This is a genomic window from Streptomyces echinoruber (genome assembly GCF_014651135.1).
GTDB classification, from domain to species: Bacteria; Actinomycetota; Actinomycetes; order Streptomycetales; family Streptomycetaceae; genus Streptomyces; species Streptomyces echinoruber.
The window spans coordinates 228,429-248,344 of the sequence record NZ_BMWH01000001.1 but is presented as its reverse complement, the minus strand read 5'-3'; the positions used below and the strand labels follow the sequence as shown (position 1 = coordinate 248,344).

The window sequence follows — 19,916 nt, the reverse complement described above, 5'->3', positions numbered from 1 at the left end:
CCGCCGCCGGGTCAGTTCTCCTCCCGCAGCGTGAACGGCAGCCCTTCGTCGGCCAGTTCGGCCAGCCACTGCGCGGACCGCTGAGCCGTCTCGGCCGCCCGGTTCAGCCCCGCCGGCAGGGAGCCGTCGAGGACGTGGCGGACGCCGAGGGCGAGCGGGCGGGAGACGCAGCGGGCCATGGCGCTCTCGCCGGCGTCGCCGACCAGGTCCAGGCAGTAGCGGCCGGACCAGGTGCGGCCCGAGGCGGCCCGCACCTCCAGGGTGACGACGAGGACCACGCGGTCCCGGTCGTCCGGCGTGGTCGGGTGGGCGGCGGCCAGCTCCCGGGCGAGCGCGGCGATCCGCTCGTCGTCGCCGCGCCGCAGCTCCTCGAAGACCGGCTGCCAGGCCCGCAGCCAGCCGTCCGGGCGGAGGGTGCCGCGCACGAAGGTGTCCGGGCTCCAGGCGGCGGGCAGGGCGTACTGCTCGACGAAGGGCACGCTGTCGCGGTTGGGGTACACCTCGAAGGTCTCGCCGCCGACGACGTGCGGCCGGGTCGCCTCCCACGGCCGCTCGGCCACTGTCTCCCGGCCGTCCTGAAGGTAACGGGCGGGCGAGCGCAGGGCGTTGAGGACGCCGAACGGTGCCCAGCTGAAGCGGTAGCGGAACGGGGTGGGCTCGGCGGGGATGCCGCCGCAGTACGAGGTGAGGCGGTACGTCGCCGGTTCCCGCTCCCCGATCGCCCGCGCGGCGCGGGCGATGAGGTCGTGCGCGAAGAGGTGGTCGACGCCCGGGTCGAGACCGGCCTCCGTCAGCACGACCAGGCCGGCCGCGCGCGCCGCGGGCACCTGGTCGCGCACCGCGTCCGACACGTAGCTGGAGCAGGCGAAGTGGGCGTGGGCGCGCACGCAGGCGGCGAGCAGCCCGGCGTGCTCGGCGGCGGGCAGCATCGACACCACCACGTCCCCCGGCGCCAGGTCGGCGGCGAGCGCGTCCGGGGCGAGGGCGCGCGGCTCGGCCCGCCCGGTCAGCCCCAGGCGGTCCAGGGCCTCGGCTGCGCGCTGCTCGGTGCGGTGCCACAGCCGTACCCGCTCGGCCGCATCGCACACGGCGGCCAAGCCGCTGCCGGTGGACAGGCCGGCACCGACCCAGTGCACGGTGCCGCTCGCGGGAATCCGGTCAGCCATGCGACGTTCCTTCCTCGACCGACGTCCCTTCTTCTTCGGCTTCCGCGGCGCCCGGCGCGCCCCGCCCGACGCCCAGTTCGCGGCAGGCCCGGCGGAACCGGTCCAGGCAGCGGTCCCACGGGCCGCCGTCGCCCGCGTCGAGGGTGAGCAGGTGCGGCAGCAGCGCCGCGGAGAAGTCGGTGCTGGACTCGCGGGGCAGCAGCGAGGGCAGGTTGTCGATGGCGATGAGGTCCAGCGGCGGTTCCTTGCGCAGCGGCCGCACCGGCTCGTCCCAGTCGGTCGTACGGTCGTACACCGGCAGCACGTTGAGCGGGGAGCCGACGTCGCAGGTGACGTCGCACAGGGTGCGCAGCCGGCGCGCCGGGTCGTCGAGATCCTCCTCGCGCAGGAACGGCGGGACGGGGGTGGTGGCCAGGACCGCGTTGACCATCACCTGGTGCGCGAGCAGTGCCGGGCGGTCCAGGTCGCGGGTCTCGGCCAGGTCCCAGCAGGTCGGCTCGATCCCGGCGGCGGCGAACGCGGCGCGGGCGCCCCGGCCGCTGCGGCCCAGGGCGCCGATCACCAGCGCGGTGACCTCCTCCTCCCCGTCCGCCGGGCGCAGCCGCGCGTCCAGCTCCTCGCGGGTGGTGGGCGTCAGGGGCGCGGTGAGCCGGCCGCGGTGCTGCAGGACGGCCAGGGCGGCGCCCAGGTAGCCGGCCCAGAAGCCGAACGCGGCCAGCCGCCGCCCCTGCTCGTCGGTCAGGTACTCCAGGTCCAGCAGCGTCCCGCCCCCGGCGGCGAACCGGCGCAGCAGCGCCCCGGCGCCGGGCTGGCCCTTGTAGGCGTGGCCGAAGAAGACGTGCCGGTGCTCCAGCGCGGCGGGCTCGTCGGGCAGCTCCTTCAGGCCCACGACGACGGCGTCCCGCGGCGCGGAGGTCCAGGAGCCCGCGGGCGCGGTGCGGCACCCGGCGGCCTCGTACTCCTCGATCGGGAAGATCCGCTGCGGGGACTCCTCGACGGTCAGGGTCACGCCGTGTTCGACGAGCCGGCGGGCGTCCGCGGGCACGATCGGCGTCCGCCGCTCGGTGGGGCGGGCCTCGTGGCGCAGCCACAGGTGCAGGTTGGAGCTCATACGCCGCAGCCTAACCCGGGGGCGGCGGCGCGCCCGGAGGGGGCGGCGGGACTCGGGGCCGATGGGGCTCAGGGCCGATGGGGCCCCGGGCCGGCGGGGCTCAGGGGCGGACGGGGCGCAGGGACGGACGGAACAACGGCGGACGGAACAGCGACCCGACGGGCTTCAGCGGCCGACGGGCTTCAGCGGCGGACGGGAGACGCGGGAAGGGGGCGGCGCCGGACACGCTCCCTGCCCCGCCTCCCGTCCGATGCCCGCCGAGGCTCAGGACAGGTGCGCGACCGCGTCCAGGTGGGGCAGGTGGTGGTCGAGCCGCTCCCGCTTGGTGCGCAGGTAGGTGATGTTGCTCTCGCACGGCGGGATCAGCAGCGGCACCTGCTCGTTGACCTCGATGCCGTGCTGGACGAGCGCCTCCCGCTTGCGCGGGTTGTTGGACATCAGGCGCACCGAGCGCACCCCGAGGTCGCGCAGGATGCCGGCGGCGGCACCGTAGTCGCGGGCGTCGACGGGCAGGCCGAGGGCGAGGTTGGCCTCGACGGTGTCCAGGCCCTCCGCCTGCAGGGCCATCGCCCGCAGCTTGGCGAGCAGGCCGATGCCGCGGCCCTCGTGCCCTCTGAGGTAGACGACGACGCCGCTGCCCTCGGCGACGACCGCGCGCAGCGCCGCGTCCAACTGGTCGCCGCACTCGCAGTGCTGGGAGCCGAAGGCGTCGCCGGTCAGGCACTCCGAGTGCAGTCGCACCAGGACGTTCTCGCCGCCGTTCGCGTCGAGGTCGCCGTGGACCAGCGCCACCTGCTCGTCGCCGCGGTCGTGGTCGAGGTAGCCGACCGCCTGGAACTTCCCGTACACGGTGGGCAGGGGCGCGTTCACGACCCGCTCCACGCCGGTGCGCTGCGGGGACTTCTTGCCGAGGACGCCGATGTTCTCTGTCATGATCTGATTCCTGAACATTCCTAAGCAGTGACGAAAGGCCGGAAGACGATGAGTGGTGCGAAGGCGCGGCCGGCGGCGGACGCGGCCCCGGTGCTGGTGCCCGCGGACACCACGCAGGAGGTACGGGAGCGGGGAGCAGGCGTGTCACGGCAGGTCGCCGTCCTGCCGGTGGGCAGTTTCGAGCAGCACGGCCCGTACCTGCCGCTGGCCACCGACACCCTCGTGGCGTGCGCCGTCGCCCGGGAGATCGCCGCGGCGTACCCGGTGCACCTGCTGCCGCCGGTGACGATCTCCTGCTCGCACGAGCACGCGGCCTGGCCGGGAACCGTCAGCATCTCCTCCGTGACCCTTCACGCGGTGGTACGGGACATCGCGGACTCGCTGCGCCGCTCCGGCGTCGACGCCCTGGTGGTGGTCAACGGCCACGGCGGCAACTACGTGCTGGGCAACGTCGTGCAGGAGGCCTCCGCGCGGGGCGAGCGCATGGCGCTGTTCCCGGCCGTGGAGGACTGGGAGACCGCCCTGGAGCGGGCGGGGGTGGAATCCTCGCTGCTCACCGACATGCACGCGGGGGAAATCGAGACCTCCATTCTTCTGCACGCCCATCCCGAAGTGGTGCGGCCTGGTTACGAGTCCGCCGACTTCACCGCGGACGACCGGCGCCATCTGCTCTCCCTGGGGATGTCCGCCTACACCGACTCCGGAGTCATCGGCCGCCCTTCCCTCGGCACTCCGGAGAAGGGCAGGAAACTGCTGGCGAGCCTCGCGGACTCCTTCGGGGCGTGCTGGTCGCTGCTGACGTCGGACGAGGAGCGGTAGGCGGGCCGGTCTCCCCCGCGCCGGCGGACCGGGCGGTCCTCTCCGCGCCGCCGGGCGGGGTGGTCTCCCCCGCGCCGCCGGGTGCGGCGTTCCGCCCCGGCCGCCCTGGCCGCCTCAACCACCCTGGCCGCCGCGGCCGGTTCGGACTCCGGGGCAGACTCGGACGCCATGACCGGTTCGGACTCCACGGCCGGTTCGGACTCCGTGGCCGGCTCGGGCTGCAGGGCCGGTTCGGATTCCGTGGCCGGTTCGGAATCCATGGCCGGTTCCGGCTCCGCGTCCGCCGCGCCGCCGCGCAGCCCCGCGTACCACCGCGCCACCAGCACCACCGCCCCCGGCACACTGGCCACGAAGCTCAGCACGCCGTAGACCACGGCCGTCGACAGCCCCGTGCCGGCGCCCAGGCCCGACGCGGCGAACGCCCAGGCGGTGACGCCCTCGCGGGGGCCGAAGCCGCCGATGTTGAGCGGCAGCCCCATGGCGGCCAGGGCCAGCACCGCGAGCGGCAGCAGGACGGTGACGGGGGCGGCGCAGCCGGCGATCCGGGCGGCGAGGACGAACACCGCCAGGTGGCCGGCGAGGACGACGGCGGACGACAGGGCGACGCCCGGACCGTTGCGGCGGGAGAACAGGCCCTCCCGGGCCTCGCCGAGGAAGCGGTGCACCGCCCGGCCGCGGCGCGCGGGCGCCCGGTTCATGCGCAGCGCGAGCAGGACGGCGAGGGCGCCCACCGCGGCGAGGCCGACGAGCGGGGCCAGGTGCCGCACCTGCGTGCGCACCGGGGAGGGCAGCGTCAGCAGAATCGTCACGCCGACCGCGGCGAGGGCCAGTTGGCCCGCGACCCGCTCCAAGACCACCGCCTTGACCCCGCGCCGCAGGTCGCCGGCGCTGCGCCCGTGCCGCACGGCCCGGTGCACGTCGCCGAGGACCCCGCCGGGCAGGGCCGCGTTGAGGAACAGGGCCCGGTAGTAGTCGGCGACGGCCGGGCCGAGCGGCAGCCGGATGCCGAGTCCCCGGGCCACCAGCTGCCACCGCCACGCGCTGCAGACGGTGGTGACCGCGCCGACGCCGAGTGCCGCCGCCACGCCCGGCGCGTCGATGCGCCGCAGCCCGTCCAGGAACACGCCGGTGCCCAGCCGCCACAGCAGCACGCCCAGGATGGCGGCACCGGCGAGGCTGCCGAGGTGCGGGCGCACGGCGGCCAGGACGGCGGCGAGACGCCCGGCCGCTCCCGGACGCGGGCGCGCGCCGGACCGTACGGCCACCGGGTCCGCGCCGGACCGTACGACCGCCGGGGGCACGTCGGACCGTACGGCTTCCTGTTCCTGCTCCACGGGCCGTACGGCCGCCGCGTCCGCCCCGGGTCGTGCGGCTTCCGCGTCCGTCTCGGGCCCCGTGGCGTCCGGGTGCGCGTCCGGGTGCGCGTCCGGGTGCGTCTCCCGCCCCGCGTCGGCCTCCGCCGTCCCTGCCGTCCCCGCCGTCTCCGCCGGCTGCACCGTCTCCACGCTCATGCCGCACCGCCCCCCGTCGGCCGGGTCAGCGCCAGCAGGTCGCTGTGGTGCACGGTCACCCGCAACTCCCCCGCTCGGCACGCTTCCAGACGTTCCGTCAGATAGCGGTCGGCGCGCGGTTTCAGCTCGGGGCGCTGTTCGACGGCGGCGGCGACCCAGCCGCGCAGCCACTCGGCGGTGAGGGCGGCCTCGTCGGGTCCGAGCCGCCAGGGGCTGGGATGGACCTTGACCGTGGCGCCCCCGTCGGCGAAGGCCTCGGCGGCGACGGTCACCGCGTCCGGTCCGAGCAGGTCGGCGCGGCGCTGGTGGGCGTTGAACGCGTCGGTGAGCTCGGCGTCCAGCGGGTCGGCGGGGGTGAGGTCGACCCGGCCGGCCACCGACAGGGTGAGCAGCGCCGGGCAGCCGGCGCCGGTGCAGGCGGCGGCGAGGGTGGCGACCTCCTCGCGGGTGAGGACGTCCAGCAGCGCGGAGGCCGTCACCAGGGAGGCGCCCGCGAAGGCGTCCGGGGTGAGCCGGGCCACGTCGCCGCGCCGGGTCTCCACCGTGACGCGGCTGCCGTCGGCGGCGGCGCGCGGGGCGCCCACGGCGGCGAAGTGCAGCAGGTAGGGGTCGCGGTCGTGCAGCACCCAGTGCTGGGCGCCGTCCAGCAGGGGCGCGAGCCAGCGGCCCATGGAGCCGGTGCCGCAGCCGATGTCGTGGACGACGTGGCCGCCGCTCCGCCCGGGCAGGTTGGCCAGCCGGACGCGCAGCGGGTCCAGCAGTTCCACCGCCCGTGCCGCGGCGTCCGCGGGCTCCCGCAGCCGCAGCCACTCCGGCGCGTACCGGGGCGGTTCCTCGGGTGCGCCCTCGCGCAGCCGGAGGGTGGGCCGCTCACCGGGGCGGGGCGCGGGACCCGCGCCGGCGACGGGCGCCGTGTCCTGCGTCCCGTCCGGGGCCGGGATCAGCGCGGTCTGCGCCGGTGTGGTCGTCTCGTTCATGCCACCCTCCGGGGGTCGGTCGGGAGCCGGTCGAGGACGCCGGCGAGGCTGCGGGCCGTGGCCGCCCACCCGCCGAGTGCGGCGCGCCGGGCCCGCGCGGCGGCCTTCAGGCGGCGCCGTACGTCGGGTTCGCCGAACCAGCCGCGCAGTTCCGCGGCGAGGGCGGCCGGGTCCTCCGGCGGGACGAGGATGCCGGGCACGCCGCCGTCGGGGGCGCGGCCGACCGCCTCCGGCAGGCCGCCGACGTCGGTGGCGAGCACCGGGATGCCGCGGGCGAGCGCCTCCGTCACCGCCATGCCGTACGTCTCCGCGTACGAGGCGAGCACCATCAGGTCGGCGGCGGCGTAGCTGGCGTCGAGGTCGGCGCCGCTGCGCGGGCCGGTCAGCTCCACGCGGTCCTCGAGCCCGTGCCGGCGGATCAGGGCCCGCAGGTCGGCCACGTACCCGGGGTCCTGGGTGAGGCTGCCGACGAGCGAGCAGCTCCAGGGCAGTTCGGTGACCTGGGCGAGGGCCTCCACCAGCCGGTGCTGGCCCTTGCGGGGGGTGACGGCGGCGACGCACAGCAGCCGGGAGACGCCGTCGGTGCCGGGCGCGAGCGGGGCGATGTCGGCGCCGGGGGCGGCGACGTGCACCTTGCCGGGGGCCAGGCCGTGGTGGGCGACGAGGCGCCGTACGGCCCAGTCGCTGGTGGCGATCACCGCCGGCACCGCCCGCAGCACGGCCCGCTCGCGGGCGTCGAGGTCGGCGGCGACGGCGGGGTCGAGGCCGGTCTCGTCGCCGAGCGGGAGGTGGACGAGGACGGCCAGGCCGAGCCGGCCGGCCTCCGGGACGACGACCTCGGGGACGCCGCAGGCGACGAGCCCGTCGAGCAGGACGGGCGTGCCGTCGGGCAGGTCCCGCAGCACCCGGGCGAGTTCGGCGCGGTCGGCGTCCCGCGGCCGGGGCCAGCTCCCCGGCACGGCGTGCTGGGCGACCTGCCAGCCGAAGCCGGGCAGGTCGAGGCTGACACGCCGGTCGTAGGCGTTGCCGCCGCTGGGCGCGGACGGGTCGTCGACGCCGCCCGGCATGACGAAGTGCAGCGTGCGCAGGGACATGGGGATGATCTCGGGGTGGTGCGGGGCGGCGGCCTGGGCGGGCACGTACCGCAGCGGGGTGTGGTCGAGGGCCATGTCGGTCACAGGCCACGCTCGTAGCTGGCCCAGGCGACATGGGACTCGTGCAGGGTGACGGTGATGCCCGCCAGGCCCTTGGCGCCCTCGCCGAGGGCGCCCTTGTGGACGCGCTCGGCGAGCCGGTCGGCGATCCACTTGGCCAGGAACTCGGTGGAGGTGTTGACTCCGGCGAACTCGGGTTCGTTGTCGAGGTTGCGGTAGTTCAGCTCTCCGACGACGGCACCGAGCTCCCGGGTGGCCAGGCCGATGTCGACGACGATGTTGTCCTCGTCCAGCTGCTCGCGCCGGAACGTGGCGTCCACGAGGAACGTGGCTCCGTGCAGCCGCTGCGCGGGTCCGAAGACCTCGCCGCGGAAGCTGTGGGCGATCATGATGTGATCGCGGACGGTGACACTGAACAACGGACGACCCTCCAGGTGCGGCGCGTCTGGCCCCCCGCGATTCCCTGCCGGGGGATGCCGTGTAGTACGGCTGACCGCTTCCCCGCGTTCAGCCGTCTCTCACTCTTTTCTCAGGTCAGGCGCTCTTGCCGGGTGCCGTGCCCGGACGCCGTCCCGGTGCCGGTGCCCGGGTGCGTTCGCTCGGGCGCGTTCGGGCGCGTGTGCTCGGGCGCGTTCGGGTACGGGCGCTCGGGCGCCGTCCGGGCGTCGCCTTTCGGCCACTGCCTGCTCGGCTGCTGCCGCCCGGACACCGCCACCCGGGTACAGCCGCTGGGCGCCACCCCCGGACATCGCCACCCGGACACCACCGCTCAGGCTCCGCCGCTCAGGCCCCGTCGCCGTACCGCACGCGGTGGCACAGCGCCGGGAGCTGCCCGGAGGCGAGCCGCGGCAGCAGCTCCGGCAGCTCCTCGAAGGCCGACTCGCCGGTGATCAGGGCGTCCAGCGCCGGGTCGGCGAGCAGCTCCAGGGCGAGGGCCATGCGGTCGGCGTAGCCGCGGGTGGCGGCGCGGGCCGGGGAGACGGTGCCGACCTGGCTGGAGCGGATGACCAGCCGCCGCGAGTGGAAGGCCTCGCCGAGCGGGAGCGCGACACGCCGGTCGCCGTACCAGCTCAGCTCCAGCACCGTGCCCTCGGCGGTGAGCAGTTCCAGGCAGCGGGCCAGTCCCCGCTCGGTGGCGCTGGCGTGCACGACCAGGTCGCAGTCGCCGCGCGCCTCCTCGGGCAGCGCGAAGCCGACCCCGAGCGCCTCGGCGATGTGCGCCCGCGCCGGGTCGGCGTCGACGAGCTGGACGCGGACGCCGGGGAAGCGGGCCAGCAGCGCGGCCACCGAGCAGCCCACCATGCCGCCGCCGACCACCGCGATCCGGTCGCCGATCAGGGGCCGCGCGTCCCACAGGGCGTTGACGGCGGTCTCCACGGTCCCGGCGAGCACCGCCCGCCCGGCCGGCACGGCGTCCGGCACCAAGGTCACGGCGTCCGCGGGAACGACGTAGCGGGTCTGGTGCGGGTAGAGGCAGAAGACGGTGCGGCCCACGAGCCGGTCCGGTCCCCGCTCCACCACGCCCACGTTGAGGTAGCCGTACTTCACCGGCCCCGGGAAGTCGCCCTCCTGGAACGGCGCCCGCATCGCCGCGTGCTGGCTCTCGGGCACCCCGCCGCGGAAGACGAGGGTCTCGGTGCCGCGGCTGACACCGGAGTACAGCGTGCGCACCAGCACCTCGTCCTCGCCGGGGTCCGGCACCTCCGTCTTCCTGATCTCCCCGCGACCGGGCTCACTGAGCCAGAACGCACGTGCGGTGTGCTTCATCGGCGCCCTCCTGAACGATCGGCAACTCGCGTGCGTACCGAGGTGTGCACAGGCCGCGCACAGTACGCGGCGTTGATCGACTTGTCACATGGCCGGAGGGTGCGGTGGCCCTGAACAACACGTACGGTGCGAGGCCCGTCCAGCAGGAGACCGCGGTGGGCGCGGGCATACAGCTCCTGCTGCTGGCCTTGCTCGGCACGGCGATCGGCATGGGGCCGGCGGGCTGGCTCACGGGGCTGGTCTTCGCGTTCGCCCTGTGGGCGGTGCTCTCCCGGGCCCTGCACCGATCCCGGCTGCGCACCTTTGGCCCCGCCAACCGCGTCACCCTCGGTCGCGCCATCCTCGTCGGCGGGGTGACCGCGCTGGTCGCCGACTCCTTCGAGAGCGCCCCGCCGGTGACGCTGCTCGTCGGCCTGACGGCCGTGGCGCTGCTGCTGGACGGTGTGGACGGCAAGGTCGCCCGCCGCACCGGCACCTCCACCGCGCTCGGCGCCCGCTTCGACATGGAGGTCGACGCGTTCCTGATCCTGGTGCTCAGCGTGTACGTCGCCATGGACCTGGGCCCGTGGGTGCTGCTGATCGGCGCCATGCGCTACGCCTTCGTCGCCGCCGCCCGCGTGTGGCCCTGGCTGAACGCCCCGCTGCCGCCGAGCACCGCCCGCAAGACGGTCGCCGCGCTGCAGGGCGTCTGCCTGCTGCTGGCAGGCGCGGACCTGCTGCCGCGAGTGGGGAACCTGGGCGTGGTACTGCTGGCCCTGGGCCTGCTGGTGTGGTCCTTCGGACGGGACGTACTGTGGCTGTGGCGGACGGCTCGGGCGGCCGGGACGGCGACCGGAGCGGCCACCGACGAGGCGTCGCTGGAGCGGGAGTTGCAGGACCTGGTGCCGGTGCCGGTTTCGGTCTCGGAGCGGCAGCCGGTGGGCTGACGGTCCGAACGACGGGCGGCGGGGTCCGGGCCGTGCGCGGCCCGGACCTCTTGCCGTACGCGCGTACGCGGGCGCACCACACGCTGCGCTCACGGGGAGCACGTGCGTACAACGGCAAAGGCGACCGTGGCCGACACGGCGACAGCTCGGAGCTGCGCGACCACGCCGCTGGAAACGCCCCCATCCTCTCTCCCCCCTTCGGCCGACGTCAGCCGCCTGCGGCCCCGCCTTGTGGGCGGTGCTCTCCCGGACCCTGTACCGATCCCGGCTGCGCACCTTCGGCCCCGCCAACCGCGTCACCCCGATCGAAGCGGCCGCCGGTGAAGCGGTGAAGCGGAGGTGGAGCGCGAGTCGCGGAACCTGGTGCCGATGCGGGAGCAGGTCGGCTGGGGGCCAGGTACGCGCGGCGCCGCGTCCGCCTCGCCAGGACTCCGCCATGCCTCGCCTACTGCATGCCCGTGGCGTCGAGAAGGCGGACGAGGTCCCTGCGCCCGTAACCGAGCACGGTGGCGCGATGCACGGCGGCCAGCAGCAGGTGTCCGACGATCTCGGCTCCGTGCCCGTTCTTGTCGTCGCCGAGCCACTCGTCGGGTTTCTCGATGCCCATGCCGTTCATCACCAGGCCGTGCTCGCGGCGGATCTCCGCGACCGTCCCCGTGACCGCGTCCAGCAGCGTTCTTCCCGGGCGTTCGCACTCCAGGGCGAAGCAGCCCCAGTCGACCGGCCGGCAGCCGGCGGGCGGACGCGCCCGCAGCGCGGCGTACCGCTCGTCCGCGAACCCGCCGTCCGTGAAATCCTCGTGCACCAGCGAGAACCGGTGAAAGCCGGGCGGGACGGGCGGCGGCGGAGGCGTGTACTCCCACCCGGCGTCCTCGTACAGGCGCCGCTTGACCTCCTCCTCGTCGGCGAGGGTCACGGTGAACCCCGTGTCCTCGTTCCGCCCTGTCGTCGTGCCGTCGTCATTGCGGTGGAAGTACAGTCCCATCACGCACCCCTTTCGCTGTCCCGAACCTCGCTCCCCGGCCCCGTCCCGCGTCGATGTGCCGTTGTGTCGAGGCCTCGATGTCTTGACGCCTCGAGCCTTGATGCCTTGATGTCCCGACGCCTCGACACAGACGGACTCGCCGGCTCTTCCCGTGGGTCCGTGACGTGAGCCCGCCCTCGGAGGGATCCCGTCACCGCGTCGAACGAGCGGCCCCCGCGGCCCGTGCCCACGCGGCCGAAGCTCACCCCATCGTGTGACAGCGTCCCGCCCGCGCCGTACAGGTCCACGCCCGCCCCGCCCGCCTGCGCACGCACCCGGAATGGCGGCGCCGCGTACGCGAGGTACGCGGGCGCGGGCGGCGGCCCCGCCGATGCCGGACCCGGCGGCGTTCTCCACGAGGGCGGCGTTCTCCACGAGGGCGGTGTGCCTGCACAGGCCGGATGAGCGCGACCGGGGAGCGGCTCAGACCCGTGCCCCGCCGTCGACCCGCAGGATCGCGCCGGTCACGAAGGAGGCGCGGTCGCTCAGCAGCCAGGCGGCGGCCTCGGCGATCTCGGCCGGGTCGGCCCCGCGGCGCAGCGGTGTCTGCGCCGTGAGCCGCTCCTGCAGACCGGGGGATTCCGCCTCCCAGGCGCGGATCATCTCGGTGAGCGTGTTGCCGGGGGCGATCGCGTTGACGCGGATGCCTTCGGGGCCGTAGGTGACGGCGGCCGACTCGGTGAGGCTGTTCACGGCGCGTTTCATCGCGCCGTAGGCGGGCAGTTCGGGGTTGCTCAGGAAGCTGCCGACGGACGAGTTGTTGACGATGGCGCCCGTGCCGGCGGTGGCCCGGATCGCCTCCACCTCGGCGACCATGGCCAGCCAGACTCCCTTGAGGTTCACGGTGTAGACGTGGTCGAAGTCGGCCTCCGGCATCCGGTCCAGCGGGCCGGGCTTCTGGAGGGTCGCGCCGTTGTTGAAGGCGGCGTCGAGGCGGCCGTGCAGGTCCACGGCGCAATTCACGGCGGCGCGCACGCTGTCCGTGTCGGCCAGGTCGCACACCACGTGGTCGGCGGTGCCGCCCGCCGCCCGGATCTCCTCGGTCACCGCCTTCAGCTGGGTCTCGGTCCGGGCCGCGAGCAGCACCTTCGCGCCCTCCCGGGCGAACAGCCGGGCCGCGGCGGCGCCGATGCCGCGTCCGGCGCCGCTGACGAAGACGACCTTGCCGGCCAGCAGGCCCGGGGCGGGCGCAGCGTCCGCGGTGGATGTGGGGTTCGTCGATGCGTTGTCCATGGCAGCGAGCCTGCGCCGGATCGTCGGCCCCATCCAGGCACCGGCAGTACCTGGCTGGGCCCCGCGCCGCCGCGCACACTGGACGTGTGGACAGACAGGAGCTGGCGGCCTTCCTGCGCAGCAGACGCGAGCGGATCACGCCCGCCGACGCGGGGCTGCCCACCGGGCCGCGCCGCACCCCGGGGCTGCGCCGCGAGGAGGTGGCGCAGCTGGCGTTCATCTCGACCGAGTACTACACGCGGCTGGAGCAGGCCCGCGGCCCGCGCCCGTCCCGCGAGGTGCTGGCGGGGCTGGTGCGGGCGCTGCGCCTGTCGGACGCCGAGCGCGACCACCTGCACCACCTCGCCGGGGCGCCGCCGGGCCCGCCGCCCGGTCCGCCGCGCGAGGTGCGGCAGAGCATCCTCGACCTGCTGCGCCGGCTGTCGCAGACCGCGGGGTTGGTGGTGTCGGCGACGTACGAGGTGCTGGCCTGGAACGACCTGGCGGCCGCCCTCATGGAGGACTTCTCCGCCCTGCCGCGCCGCGACCGCAACCTCCTGCGCCGGGCCTTCCTCGGTCCGCACCCCCAGGGGCGCCGGCTGTACGGGGTGTCGGACGCGGACGTGTTCGCCCGCGGCGCGGCGCAGCGCCTGCGCGCCACCGCCGCCCGCTACCCCGGCGACCCGGAAGTGACCGGGCTGGTGGCCGAACTCCTCGCCGGGAGCGAGGAGTTCCGCCGGCTGTGGGCCTCCCACGACGTGACCGCGGAGCCCACCCTGTGCAAGACGTTCCGGCATCCGCTGGTGGGCCCGGTGACCGTCAACTGTGACGTCCTCGACATCACCGAACGGGACCAGCGGGTCGTGCTCTACACCGCCACGCCCGGCTCGTCCTCCGAGGAGGCCCTGCGGCTGCTGTCGGTCGTCGGCACCCAGCGCATGGACGTGCCGGGCTGAGCCGCGCCGGACGGCTCACTCATCGCTTCCGCTCCGTCCACGCCCGCTCCGTCCACGCCCGATCCGCCGCCCGCGCGCCCCGAGCCGGATCTCCCGCCACCGACGCGCCCCCGCTCCGTGCAGCCGAGTACGGGAAAAGGGTTTCGTGGTGAAAGCCCGGCCCGGGCATGATTCCCGCTGTGCGGGAGGACAGGGGCCATCACGGACACGGGCGGTACAGGCTGACGGATACGACGGATACGGAACACGGCCACGTCTGGGGTGAGTGCGCCGCGGTGGACGGACTCTTCGAACAGTCCCGGCGCGGGACGTACGAACTGTTCGGCTGGGTCCCGGAAGGCGCCGAGGCGCGCGGCTGGATCGGCAGCCGGGTGTGGCTGGTGCCGGACGACGAGACACTCGGCCCCTGGCTGCTGGAGGACGCGGAGAGTCCGGTGCGGCTCCCCGGGACGGACGGCCTGGTGCTCACCGGCCTGGACGACTACGAGGGCCCGCCCGAGGGGTACCGGAGCCGCGTTCGCGTGCACGACGGGCACCGGTGGCTGGGCTCCTGCCGGGAGTTCGCCCGCGTCCTGCCGCCCGAGCGGCCGGCGCCCCCGCTCGTCCTGCGAGGGCTCGCCCCGGGCGAGCGACTGCGGGCGGCGCTGGCGAAGGGAACCCGGCGGGCGCTGGATCTGGGGCAGGCCGCCCTGGAGATACGGGACGGCCGGGGCGAGCCGCTCACCGAATGCCCGCTGTGGGCCGAAATCAGCGCTTGGCGCCCGTCCTCCCACGGGGCGGATCTGATCGACCTGGAGCTCGACGGGGAGTTCTGCACGCCCGTTCCCGGACACGCCCGGCCCGTCTGGGAGTGGTGGCTCGCCGGGCCGCCGGACACCGCGGGTGCCTGGGCCGACCTCGACACCCGGCGCCGCGGGGCCTGGCTCGACCTCGTCCGGGACCGGGCCTGCCGGCACACCCGCCGTGACCGGCCCGCCGGCCAGGTCTACGAACTCGACGGGCGGCACATCACCGACGAACCGGGCCTCTACCTGGCGCTCGGCGAGGCGGTGAACGGGCCGGGCGGCTACTTCGGCGGCTGCCTGGACGCCCTCGCCGACTGCCTGCGCGGCACCTTCGGCCACACCGCCCCCGCCACCTTGCTGTGGCGGGACGCCACGACCGCACGCGAGCACCTGTCCCGGGCCCTGACACCGGACGGCCGGCCCTACGACCTGTTCGCCGAGGCCCTTGACGTCCTGGCCGGGGGCGGCGTGCACGTCACCCTGGCATGAACCGCGGGGCACCGACCGGGCATCGTGCCCAGGAGTTGGAACGCCGGCCGCCGCACGGCCGACGACCGGCGGCGGCGCTCACCCGCCGATGACGTACCCCACGAAACGCGTCCACTGCTCACGGTCCACGGTGAAGTGGGGGCGGTTCGGGTCCTTGGAGTCGCGTACGTGGATGGCTTGTTCGGTGACGGCGACCTCTACGCAGTCGTCGCCCTGCGCGCTGCTGTAGCTGGACTTGAACCAGGCCAGTTCCGGCTTGCTCATAGCGCTCCTCTTATCCGCACCAGCAGGCTCGCGGAGTCCTTCGGGGAGAGGGCCTGCGAGCGCAGTCTCGCATAGCGCATGTGGATCCTGCTCACCTCTTTCTGGTCAGTGATCAGGCGACCGGTCCCCTGCCCCTCGGAATAGGCGCGCCAGCGGCCGTCCGACGTCTGCAGGAGCCGAACCGGCCCGGCGAGGCAAGCGTGTTGCTCACTGTTCGCAGGCATGATCTGGAAGGTCACGTTTCGCAGCGAAGTCAGTTGGATGATGTGGTCCAACTGCTCGGCAGCGACCTGCGTTCCTCCCAGACGGCGCATCAGGACGCTTTCCTCCACGATGAAGTCGAACGTGGTGCCGGGCCTGTCACGAAGCAAACGCTGGCGCTCCAGGCGAGCCTGCACCGTGGTCTCCACCACGTCATCCGTGAGGGGTGGGATGTCGTTGTCACAAAGAGCTCTGACGTACCCCTCCGACTGCAACAACCCAGGCACCAACCGGCATTCATACGTCCACAGGCTCACCGCCACCCGCTCCAGCCGGGCCCACCGCCGGAACCACGCCGCCAGACCCGCCTCCCCTCGGGTCAGGAAGCGGGCCGACCTGCGCAGCGCACCGGTGTTGCCCAGCACCTCCTCCGCCCGCTCCACGAAGGACTCGTCCGGCATGCGGCGGCCCAACTCCACCGACTCCACGGTGTGCTTGGAGTAGCGCACCAGCTCCCCGAACTCGGCCCGGCTCAGTCCCGCGTTCTCCCGCAGGGCCTGGACGACGGCGCCGAAGGTCCGCAGGCTGTCGGACGGGTCCGGTTCCTTCTCCCCCTCGCAGACGGCCAGTTCGTCCCGGGTACCGATGATGTCGGCGTCCGCCATGTGCGCCACCCTCCGTTTGCCCTCACGTCCGTGCGCAGCCGTCCGGGTCTTCCGGCACCCCACTCCCGACGGCACAACACCCAGCGTGACGGCAGGCGGGCCGTACCGTCTACGGAACGTCTCCGTACGCTGACGCACCGTACGGGGATCGCGCCTGGAACGCGCCCCCGCGCGCCCGCCACTCTGACCTCATGAACGTGACCACACCCCATCCGCCCACGGCCGTCAGGACGTTCGCGCAGCAGTTGTCGTCCACGCGCCGCGGTGCGCGCCTCGCGCGTCTGCTCACGGCGGCGGAGCTGCACGCCTGGCAGGTGTCACCGTCCGTGGCCGAGCGCGCGGAGCAGATCGTGGCGGAGCTGGCGGCCAACGCGGCGCTGCACGGCCGGGTGCCGGGCCGCGACTTCCGTCTCGCGCTGCGCTTCGACCCGGCCGCGGGTGTGCTGCGGATCGCGGTGACCGACGCGCGCGGCGACCGGCTCCCCTCCCCCGTGACGGACCTGACCACGCCTGCGGACACCGAGTCGGGCCGGGGCCTGCTCCTGATTGCCGCGCTCGCCGACCACTGGGGCACGGACCCGTTCCCGCCCTCGGGCAAGACGGTGTGGGCGCTGCTGAGGCAGGAGCCCTCGCACACCCGGCCGTTTCGGGAAGCGGCCGGGCCTGCCGGCTGAGGAGCCGGGCGGGTGGGGCGTCGGGCGGTTGGGGCGGCTCGGATGGTTCATTCCGACAGGCCCGGACCGCCGACCGCTCCGGGTGTGGCACCGGGAGCGCAGTTCCTTGCAGGCCGCCGAAGACGTCCATCGGTTTCGGCTCCTGCGCTGCGGCGGAGGGTCTGCCGGCTCCCGTGCGTGCGGGGCTCGACGGCCGGTCGGTATCGCCACTGGCTCACCGAGACCCGCACAACCGATCGTACACAGTAACGCAGCCAAGCAGTGATGGAAGTATGTTGACATAGCTAACAGGAATGGGTCATGCTCCCGTTGACGTCATCACCTGCCGACGGTGTTCCGACCCCCGCCCGTAGCGCCCGTCCTGGCTCCTGAGCTTCAAGTTCAAGGAAGGCGCCAGGAGCGGTCGGTGCGTCGGCAGGAGCGTCCCTGTGAACACTCGGAATTCGAGGGGGAACCGTGAACCCGCACAACCGTCCGCCGCACCCGGCCGACTTCCGACCGCTGCGCAAGCGCAAGAGGGTGTGGGCCGCGGGCGCGGCCCTGTTCGCTCTCGGGGTGATCGGCGGCCAGGCCGGTCAGGACGACGCGAACGCCGCCCACACGCTCGCCGCGCGGCCCACGCCGACCGTGACCGCCACGGCCACCGTGACCGCCACGGCCACTGTCAGCGCCAAGCCCGAACCCGCTCCCACGGTCACCAAGACGAAGACGGTCACGCGGCCCGGCCCCACCGTCACCGTCACCAGAGCCGCTCAGGCGGCCGACTCCGGCAGCGGCGGCGGCAGCAGTGGTGGCGGCAGCGGCACGTGTTCCATAGTCTCCAACGCGGGCAACTGCTACCAGGCGGGGCAGTACTGCCGGAACAGCGACCACGGGGCCGTGACCACGACCGCGAGCGGCGCTCGGATCAAGTGCGCCTACAGCGGGGGCGGTTGGCGCTGGACCTACTCCTGACAGGACGCGGCTTCCGCCCGGGAGGGGAGGGCCGGGCCCGGTCGGCGGGTGGACCGGTGGGCGATCCGATGATGGGCGTCACCAGCCGGGATAGCGGTTCCACCAATGCGGGTCCCAGCCCCGGATGTACTCGCTGCCGCTGGGCGAGTCGTCGAACTCCAGCACCAAGTCGCGGGCCAAGGTGTCCAGGACCCAGGCCAGTTCGTGCCGGCTGACCAGGTCGACCGGCAGCGCCTCGACCCCGTGGACGGCGCCGAGCAGCGCGCCGGTGACGCAGGCGACCGAGTCGCCGTCCGGAGCGCCCGCCGCGAACTCCAGCGCGGTCCGGAAATCGGCGGGCGCGGGGAACGCGGCCGCCGTGTAGAGACCGCCCAGCAGGGCCGAGGGCGCGGTGGCGTCCGGCGCGAGCCGTGCCAGGCGTCCCGCGTCCGGCGGCTCGTCGACCGCGGACCGGAACGCCGCCACCAGGCGGTCCTGCTCGTCACCGGTGACGGGCCGGCCCGTCGACGGCAGGGCGGTGAGGCCCGCGTGCAGCGCTTCCCGCACCACCTGGGCGGACGCGCCGGGCCAGGAGGACGGGTCGCACGCCGGCACGGGGTGGGTCAGGCAGTGGTGGGCCAGCACGGTCGCGTGGACCGTGGCGGCCTGCGCGGCCGGGTCGCCGTGCGTGAGCGCGGCCAGTGAGCCGACCTGGGCGACACCCCCGGCCCCGGCGACCGCGACGGGAAGGCTCCGGGTCAGTGCGTGGCAGCCCCGGCTGGGGGTGGGGGCGGGCATCCGCTTGTCGCCGTCCTCGATCCGGGACAGGGTCGTCACCGTCGCCGGTGCGCTGCCGCGCCGCTCGGCCAGCACGGGCACGCGAGCGAGCCAGCCGTCCGGCCACACCGCGTTGCTGTACGAGGGGGCCCAGCGGCGCCGCATCTTCTCCTGCTCGATGCCCTGCAAGTAGGCCCACCGGCAGTAGGCGTGCAGGATCACGCCCGGTACGTAGCACATCCCCTTGTGGTGTCCGCGCACCTGGGCGCGGATGACGCCCTCGGCGGTGAAGCAGGCGAGCTGTGTGCTGACACCGGCCCGCAGCGGACCCCCGGCCGGCAGCCTGCCCCGGGCCCCTCCCACCGTGTCTCCGAGCGCCAGGCCGAGCATCATTCCGCGGACGCGGGACTGCCGGGCGAAAAGCTCCCTTTGGTGGTCCTTCGCGTGGGGCAAGGCGGCACACCTCTCTGCCGGGGAACGGGACTCGGGTGTCGGGGTCCGGCGGTGCCGGGCGGGCGGGCTCGCTCGGGAAGAGCCTGCCGGTCCCGGTCCGCTCCCGGTCCGGCGCCGTCGCGGGAGCCGTACCCGTACCGGCTCAGGCCGGCGCCGGCTCCCAGCGGTAGGCGCCGGCGGTCTCGTCGTACGGCCGCAGCAGCGGCTCCAGTTCGGCGCGCAGCAGGTCCGCGTCGCCCGGTGGCAGCGCCAGGGACGCCCGGCGCATGCGGACGCTCCACGTCGCCGGGTCGGGGAAGACCGACAGCCGGGGCACCAGGTCGCGCAGGACGAGCCCTTGGCGGAAGGGCGCCAGGCCGGAGATGCGCAGGCGGCAGCCCTCCGTGAAGGAGCGGTCGCCGAAGACGACCGGCTCGTCCAGCGCGCGTACGGGAGTGGCGACCGAGGCGCGGGCGATCACGCGGCCCAGGTCGCGGGTCGGGTTCCGGAAGCAGCCGCGCGTGGTGTAGAGGAAGATCTCGTCGCCCGCTTCCAAGGTGCGCGCCAGCTTGGTCCGCCCGGCCGGGAACGCCATCCGCTGCTCGGTCACCACCCAGCTCAGAGCGGCCCGGTCCCCGATGATCAGCAAGTGCGCGGACGACATGCCGATCACCTTACCGAGGCTCCGGCCGTCCGGCCCGCCGCGGGCGGCCCTCAGAGGCCCGCCCGCGCCAGCAGCGCCGGCAGCGCGTGCGGCTTCACCTTCTGGACCGAGCGCACCTGCCCGAGCCCGAGCTCGTCCCGGCCCACGGGGTCGCGGTACAGCGCCTTGGTCGCCTCGGGCAGCAGGGTCGCCGCCACGAGGTAGGGGGCGCCCGGCTCCTCCCACGGTTCCTTGTCGACCTCGGCCACCGCGGCGACCGCCGCCTCCGGTCGGGTGATGAAGAACCAGAGGCGGTCGCCGGGCTTCATGGTGTAGCGCCGGCTGAGCCACAGCTCCAGTTCGGGTTCCTCCTCCGCCAGCCGGTGCATCTCCTCCTTGTCGAGAGGCTCTCCGTCCAGCGTGTCTCTGTCCGGGTTGAGGATGTATATCCAGTCCGCCACGTTTTCCCCTCGGCCACCGCACCCGCCCCGCGCGAG

Annotated in this window: 20 protein-coding genes and 2 pseudogenes; 7 read left to right on the top strand and 15 right to left on the bottom strand. The window is 74.6% G+C overall.

Annotated features, from left to right (window positions below):
• Positions 1-11: 11 nt before the first annotated feature.
• The 3 genes from IE225_RS00975 to ribA form a co-directional block, all read right to left on the bottom strand.
• Entirely contained in the window at positions 12-1,166 is a 1,155-nt protein-coding gene (locus tag IE225_RS00975) for a saccharopine dehydrogenase C-terminal domain-containing protein (RefSeq protein ID WP_190055318.1), read from the bottom strand.
• Positions 1,159-2,277, bottom strand: a complete 1,119-nt coding sequence (locus tag IE225_RS00970; protein WP_190055317.1) for a saccharopine dehydrogenase — start codon at positions 2,275-2,277, stop codon at positions 1,159-1,161. Before IE225_RS00970 ends, IE225_RS00975 begins: the two co-directional genes overlap by 8 nt.
• A gap of 264 nt (positions 2,278-2,541) precedes the next feature.
• A complete protein-coding gene (gene ribA / locus IE225_RS00965) occupies positions 2,542-3,210 on the bottom strand; it encodes a GTP cyclohydrolase II (RefSeq protein WP_190055316.1) in 669 nt (222 codons plus the stop codon).
• Positions 3,211-3,258: 48 nt separating this feature from the next.
• Here ribA and IE225_RS00960 point away from each other — a divergent pair, with 48 nt between their 5' ends.
• Entirely contained in the window at positions 3,259-4,029 is a 771-nt protein-coding gene (locus tag IE225_RS00960; protein WP_373303120.1) for a creatininase family protein, read from the top strand.
• Positions 4,030-4,427: 398 nt separating this feature from the next.
• Here IE225_RS00960 and IE225_RS33940 read toward each other — a convergent pair.
• The 5 genes and pseudogenes from IE225_RS33940 to IE225_RS00935 all read right to left on the bottom strand — a co-directional run.
• A pseudogene (locus IE225_RS33940) lies at positions 4,428-5,540 on the bottom strand (lysylphosphatidylglycerol synthase transmembrane domain-containing protein); the annotation flags it as partial.
• Positions 5,537-6,517, bottom strand: a complete 981-nt coding sequence (locus tag IE225_RS00950) for an SAM-dependent methyltransferase (protein WP_190055315.1) — start codon at positions 6,515-6,517, stop codon at positions 5,537-5,539. The pseudogene IE225_RS33940 and the gene IE225_RS00950, both read right to left, overlap by 4 nt.
• Positions 6,514-7,686, bottom strand: coding sequence for a glycosyltransferase family 4 protein (locus IE225_RS00945; RefSeq protein ID WP_190055672.1), 1,173 nt, complete (start codon positions 7,684-7,686; stop codon positions 6,514-6,516). The genes IE225_RS00950 and IE225_RS00945 overlap by 4 nt, the downstream gene beginning before the upstream one ends.
• Positions 7,687-7,691: 5 nt before the next feature.
• A complete protein-coding gene (locus IE225_RS00940) occupies positions 7,692-8,090 on the bottom strand; it encodes a 6-pyruvoyl trahydropterin synthase family protein (protein WP_190055314.1) in 399 nt (132 codons plus the stop codon).
• 364 nt (positions 8,091-8,454) lie between these two features.
• Complete coding sequence (locus IE225_RS00935; RefSeq protein WP_190055313.1) at positions 8,455-9,438, bottom strand: zinc-dependent alcohol dehydrogenase; 984 nt, start codon at positions 9,436-9,438, stop codon at positions 8,455-8,457.
• Positions 9,439-9,542: 104 nt separating this feature from the next.
• On the opposite strand from IE225_RS00935, the gene IE225_RS00930 reads away from it, so the two are divergent.
• Together IE225_RS00930 and IE225_RS32795 are read left to right on the top strand one after the other, a co-directional pair.
• Positions 9,543-10,364: a CDP-alcohol phosphatidyltransferase family protein gene (locus IE225_RS00930; protein WP_190055312.1), complete on the top strand. Its 822-nt coding sequence runs from the start codon at positions 9,543-9,545 to the stop codon at positions 10,362-10,364.
• Positions 10,365-10,587: 223 nt separating this feature from the next.
• Positions 10,588-10,665, top strand: a pseudogene (locus IE225_RS32795) (CDP-alcohol phosphatidyltransferase family protein); the annotation flags it as partial.
• A 144-nt stretch (positions 10,666-10,809) separates the two neighbouring features.
• Here the strand turns inward: IE225_RS32795 and IE225_RS00925 are convergent.
• Positions 10,810-11,349, bottom strand: a complete 540-nt coding sequence (locus IE225_RS00925) for a hypothetical protein (RefSeq protein WP_190055311.1) — start codon at positions 11,347-11,349, stop codon at positions 10,810-10,812.
• Positions 11,350-11,811: 462 nt separating this feature from the next.
• A complete protein-coding gene (locus IE225_RS00920; RefSeq protein WP_229879115.1) occupies positions 11,812-12,621 on the bottom strand; it encodes an SDR family NAD(P)-dependent oxidoreductase in 810 nt (269 codons plus the stop codon).
• A gap of 86 nt (positions 12,622-12,707) precedes the next feature.
• On the opposite strand from IE225_RS00920, the gene IE225_RS00915 reads away from it, so the two are divergent.
• Both IE225_RS00915 and IE225_RS00910 read left to right on the top strand, forming a co-directional pair.
• On the top strand, positions 12,708-13,556 hold the full coding sequence (locus tag IE225_RS00915) for a helix-turn-helix transcriptional regulator (RefSeq protein WP_190055309.1): 849 nt from the start codon (positions 12,708-12,710) through the stop codon (positions 13,554-13,556).
• Positions 13,557-13,723: 167 nt separating this feature from the next.
• Entirely contained in the window at positions 13,724-14,830 is a 1,107-nt protein-coding gene (locus IE225_RS00910) for a barstar family protein (protein WP_190055308.1), read from the top strand.
• Positions 14,831-14,908: 78 nt separating this feature from the next.
• On the opposite strand, the gene IE225_RS00905 is transcribed toward IE225_RS00910, so the two are convergent.
• Together IE225_RS00905 and IE225_RS00900 are read right to left on the bottom strand one after the other, a co-directional pair.
• Entirely contained in the window at positions 14,909-15,094 is a 186-nt protein-coding gene (locus IE225_RS00905) for a DUF397 domain-containing protein (RefSeq protein WP_190055307.1), read from the bottom strand.
• On the bottom strand, positions 15,091-15,960 hold the full coding sequence (locus IE225_RS00900; RefSeq protein WP_190055306.1) for a helix-turn-helix domain-containing protein: 870 nt from the start codon (positions 15,958-15,960) through the stop codon (positions 15,091-15,093). Before IE225_RS00900 ends, IE225_RS00905 begins: the two co-directional genes overlap by 4 nt.
• Positions 15,961-16,151: 191 nt before the next feature.
• Between IE225_RS00900 and IE225_RS00895 the strand changes: the two genes are divergently transcribed.
• Together IE225_RS00895 and IE225_RS00890 are read left to right on the top strand one after the other, a co-directional pair.
• Positions 16,152-16,634, top strand: a complete 483-nt coding sequence (locus IE225_RS00895; protein WP_190055305.1) for an ATP-binding protein — start codon at positions 16,152-16,154, stop codon at positions 16,632-16,634.
• A gap of 456 nt (positions 16,635-17,090) precedes the next feature.
• Complete coding sequence (locus tag IE225_RS00890; protein WP_190055304.1) at positions 17,091-17,588, top strand: hypothetical protein; 498 nt, start codon at positions 17,091-17,093, stop codon at positions 17,586-17,588.
• A gap of 78 nt (positions 17,589-17,666) precedes the next feature.
• Here IE225_RS00890 and IE225_RS00885 read toward each other — a convergent pair whose 3' ends face one another.
• The 3 genes from IE225_RS00885 to IE225_RS00875 form a co-directional block, all read right to left on the bottom strand.
• Positions 17,667-18,797, bottom strand: coding sequence for an ADP-ribosylglycohydrolase family protein (locus IE225_RS00885; RefSeq protein WP_229879113.1), 1,131 nt, complete (start codon positions 18,795-18,797; stop codon positions 17,667-17,669).
• Between the two features lie 142 nt (positions 18,798-18,939).
• Positions 18,940-19,440 (bottom strand): hypothetical protein, encoded by a 501-nt coding sequence (locus IE225_RS00880; protein WP_190055303.1) that lies wholly within the window; start codon positions 19,438-19,440, stop codon positions 18,940-18,942.
• A gap of 50 nt (positions 19,441-19,490) precedes the next feature.
• A complete protein-coding gene (locus IE225_RS00875; protein WP_190055302.1) occupies positions 19,491-19,880 on the bottom strand; it encodes a hypothetical protein in 390 nt (129 codons plus the stop codon).
• Between the last annotated feature and the right edge of the window lie 36 nt (positions 19,881-19,916).

Coding starts and splice junctions, on each gene's coding strand:
- IE225_RS00920 (WP_229879115.1), bottom strand. CDS start 12,621: ATGGACAACGCATCGACGAACCCCACATCCACCGCGGACGCTGCGCCC.
- IE225_RS00925 (WP_190055311.1), bottom strand. CDS start 11,349: ATGGGACTGTACTTCCACCGCAATGACGACGGCACGACGACAGGGCGG.
- IE225_RS00975 (WP_190055318.1), bottom strand. CDS start 1,166: ATGGCTGACCGGATTCCCGCGAGCGGCACCGTGCACTGGGTCGGTGCC.
- IE225_RS00900 (WP_190055306.1), bottom strand. CDS start 15,960: ATGGCGGACGCCGACATCATCGGTACCCGGGACGAACTGGCCGTCTGC.
- IE225_RS00970 (WP_190055317.1), bottom strand. CDS start 2,277: ATGAGCTCCAACCTGCACCTGTGGCTGCGCCACGAGGCCCGCCCCACC.
- IE225_RS00945 (WP_190055672.1), bottom strand. CDS start 7,686: ATGGCCCTCGACCACACCCCGCTGCGGTACGTGCCCGCCCAGGCCGCC.
- IE225_RS00880 (WP_190055303.1), bottom strand. CDS start 19,440: ATGTCGTCCGCGCACTTGCTGATCATCGGGGACCGGGCCGCTCTGAGC.
- IE225_RS00905 (WP_190055307.1), bottom strand. CDS start 15,094: ATGAGCAAGCCGGAACTGGCCTGGTTCAAGTCCAGCTACAGCAGCGCG.
- IE225_RS00950 (WP_190055315.1), bottom strand. CDS start 6,517: ATGAACGAGACGACCACACCGGCGCAGACCGCGCTGATCCCGGCCCCG.
- IE225_RS00935 (WP_190055313.1), bottom strand. CDS start 9,438: ATGAAGCACACCGCACGTGCGTTCTGGCTCAGTGAGCCCGGTCGCGGG.
- IE225_RS00910 (WP_190055308.1), top strand. CDS start 13,724: ATGATTCCCGCTGTGCGGGAGGACAGGGGCCATCACGGACACGGGCGG.
- IE225_RS00960 (WP_373303120.1), top strand. CDS start 3,259: ATGAGTGGTGCGAAGGCGCGGCCGGCGGCGGACGCGGCCCCGGTGCTG.
- ribA (WP_190055316.1), bottom strand. CDS start 3,210: ATGACAGAGAACATCGGCGTCCTCGGCAAGAAGTCCCCGCAGCGCACC.
- IE225_RS00895 (WP_190055305.1), top strand. CDS start 16,152: ATGAACGTGACCACACCCCATCCGCCCACGGCCGTCAGGACGTTCGCG.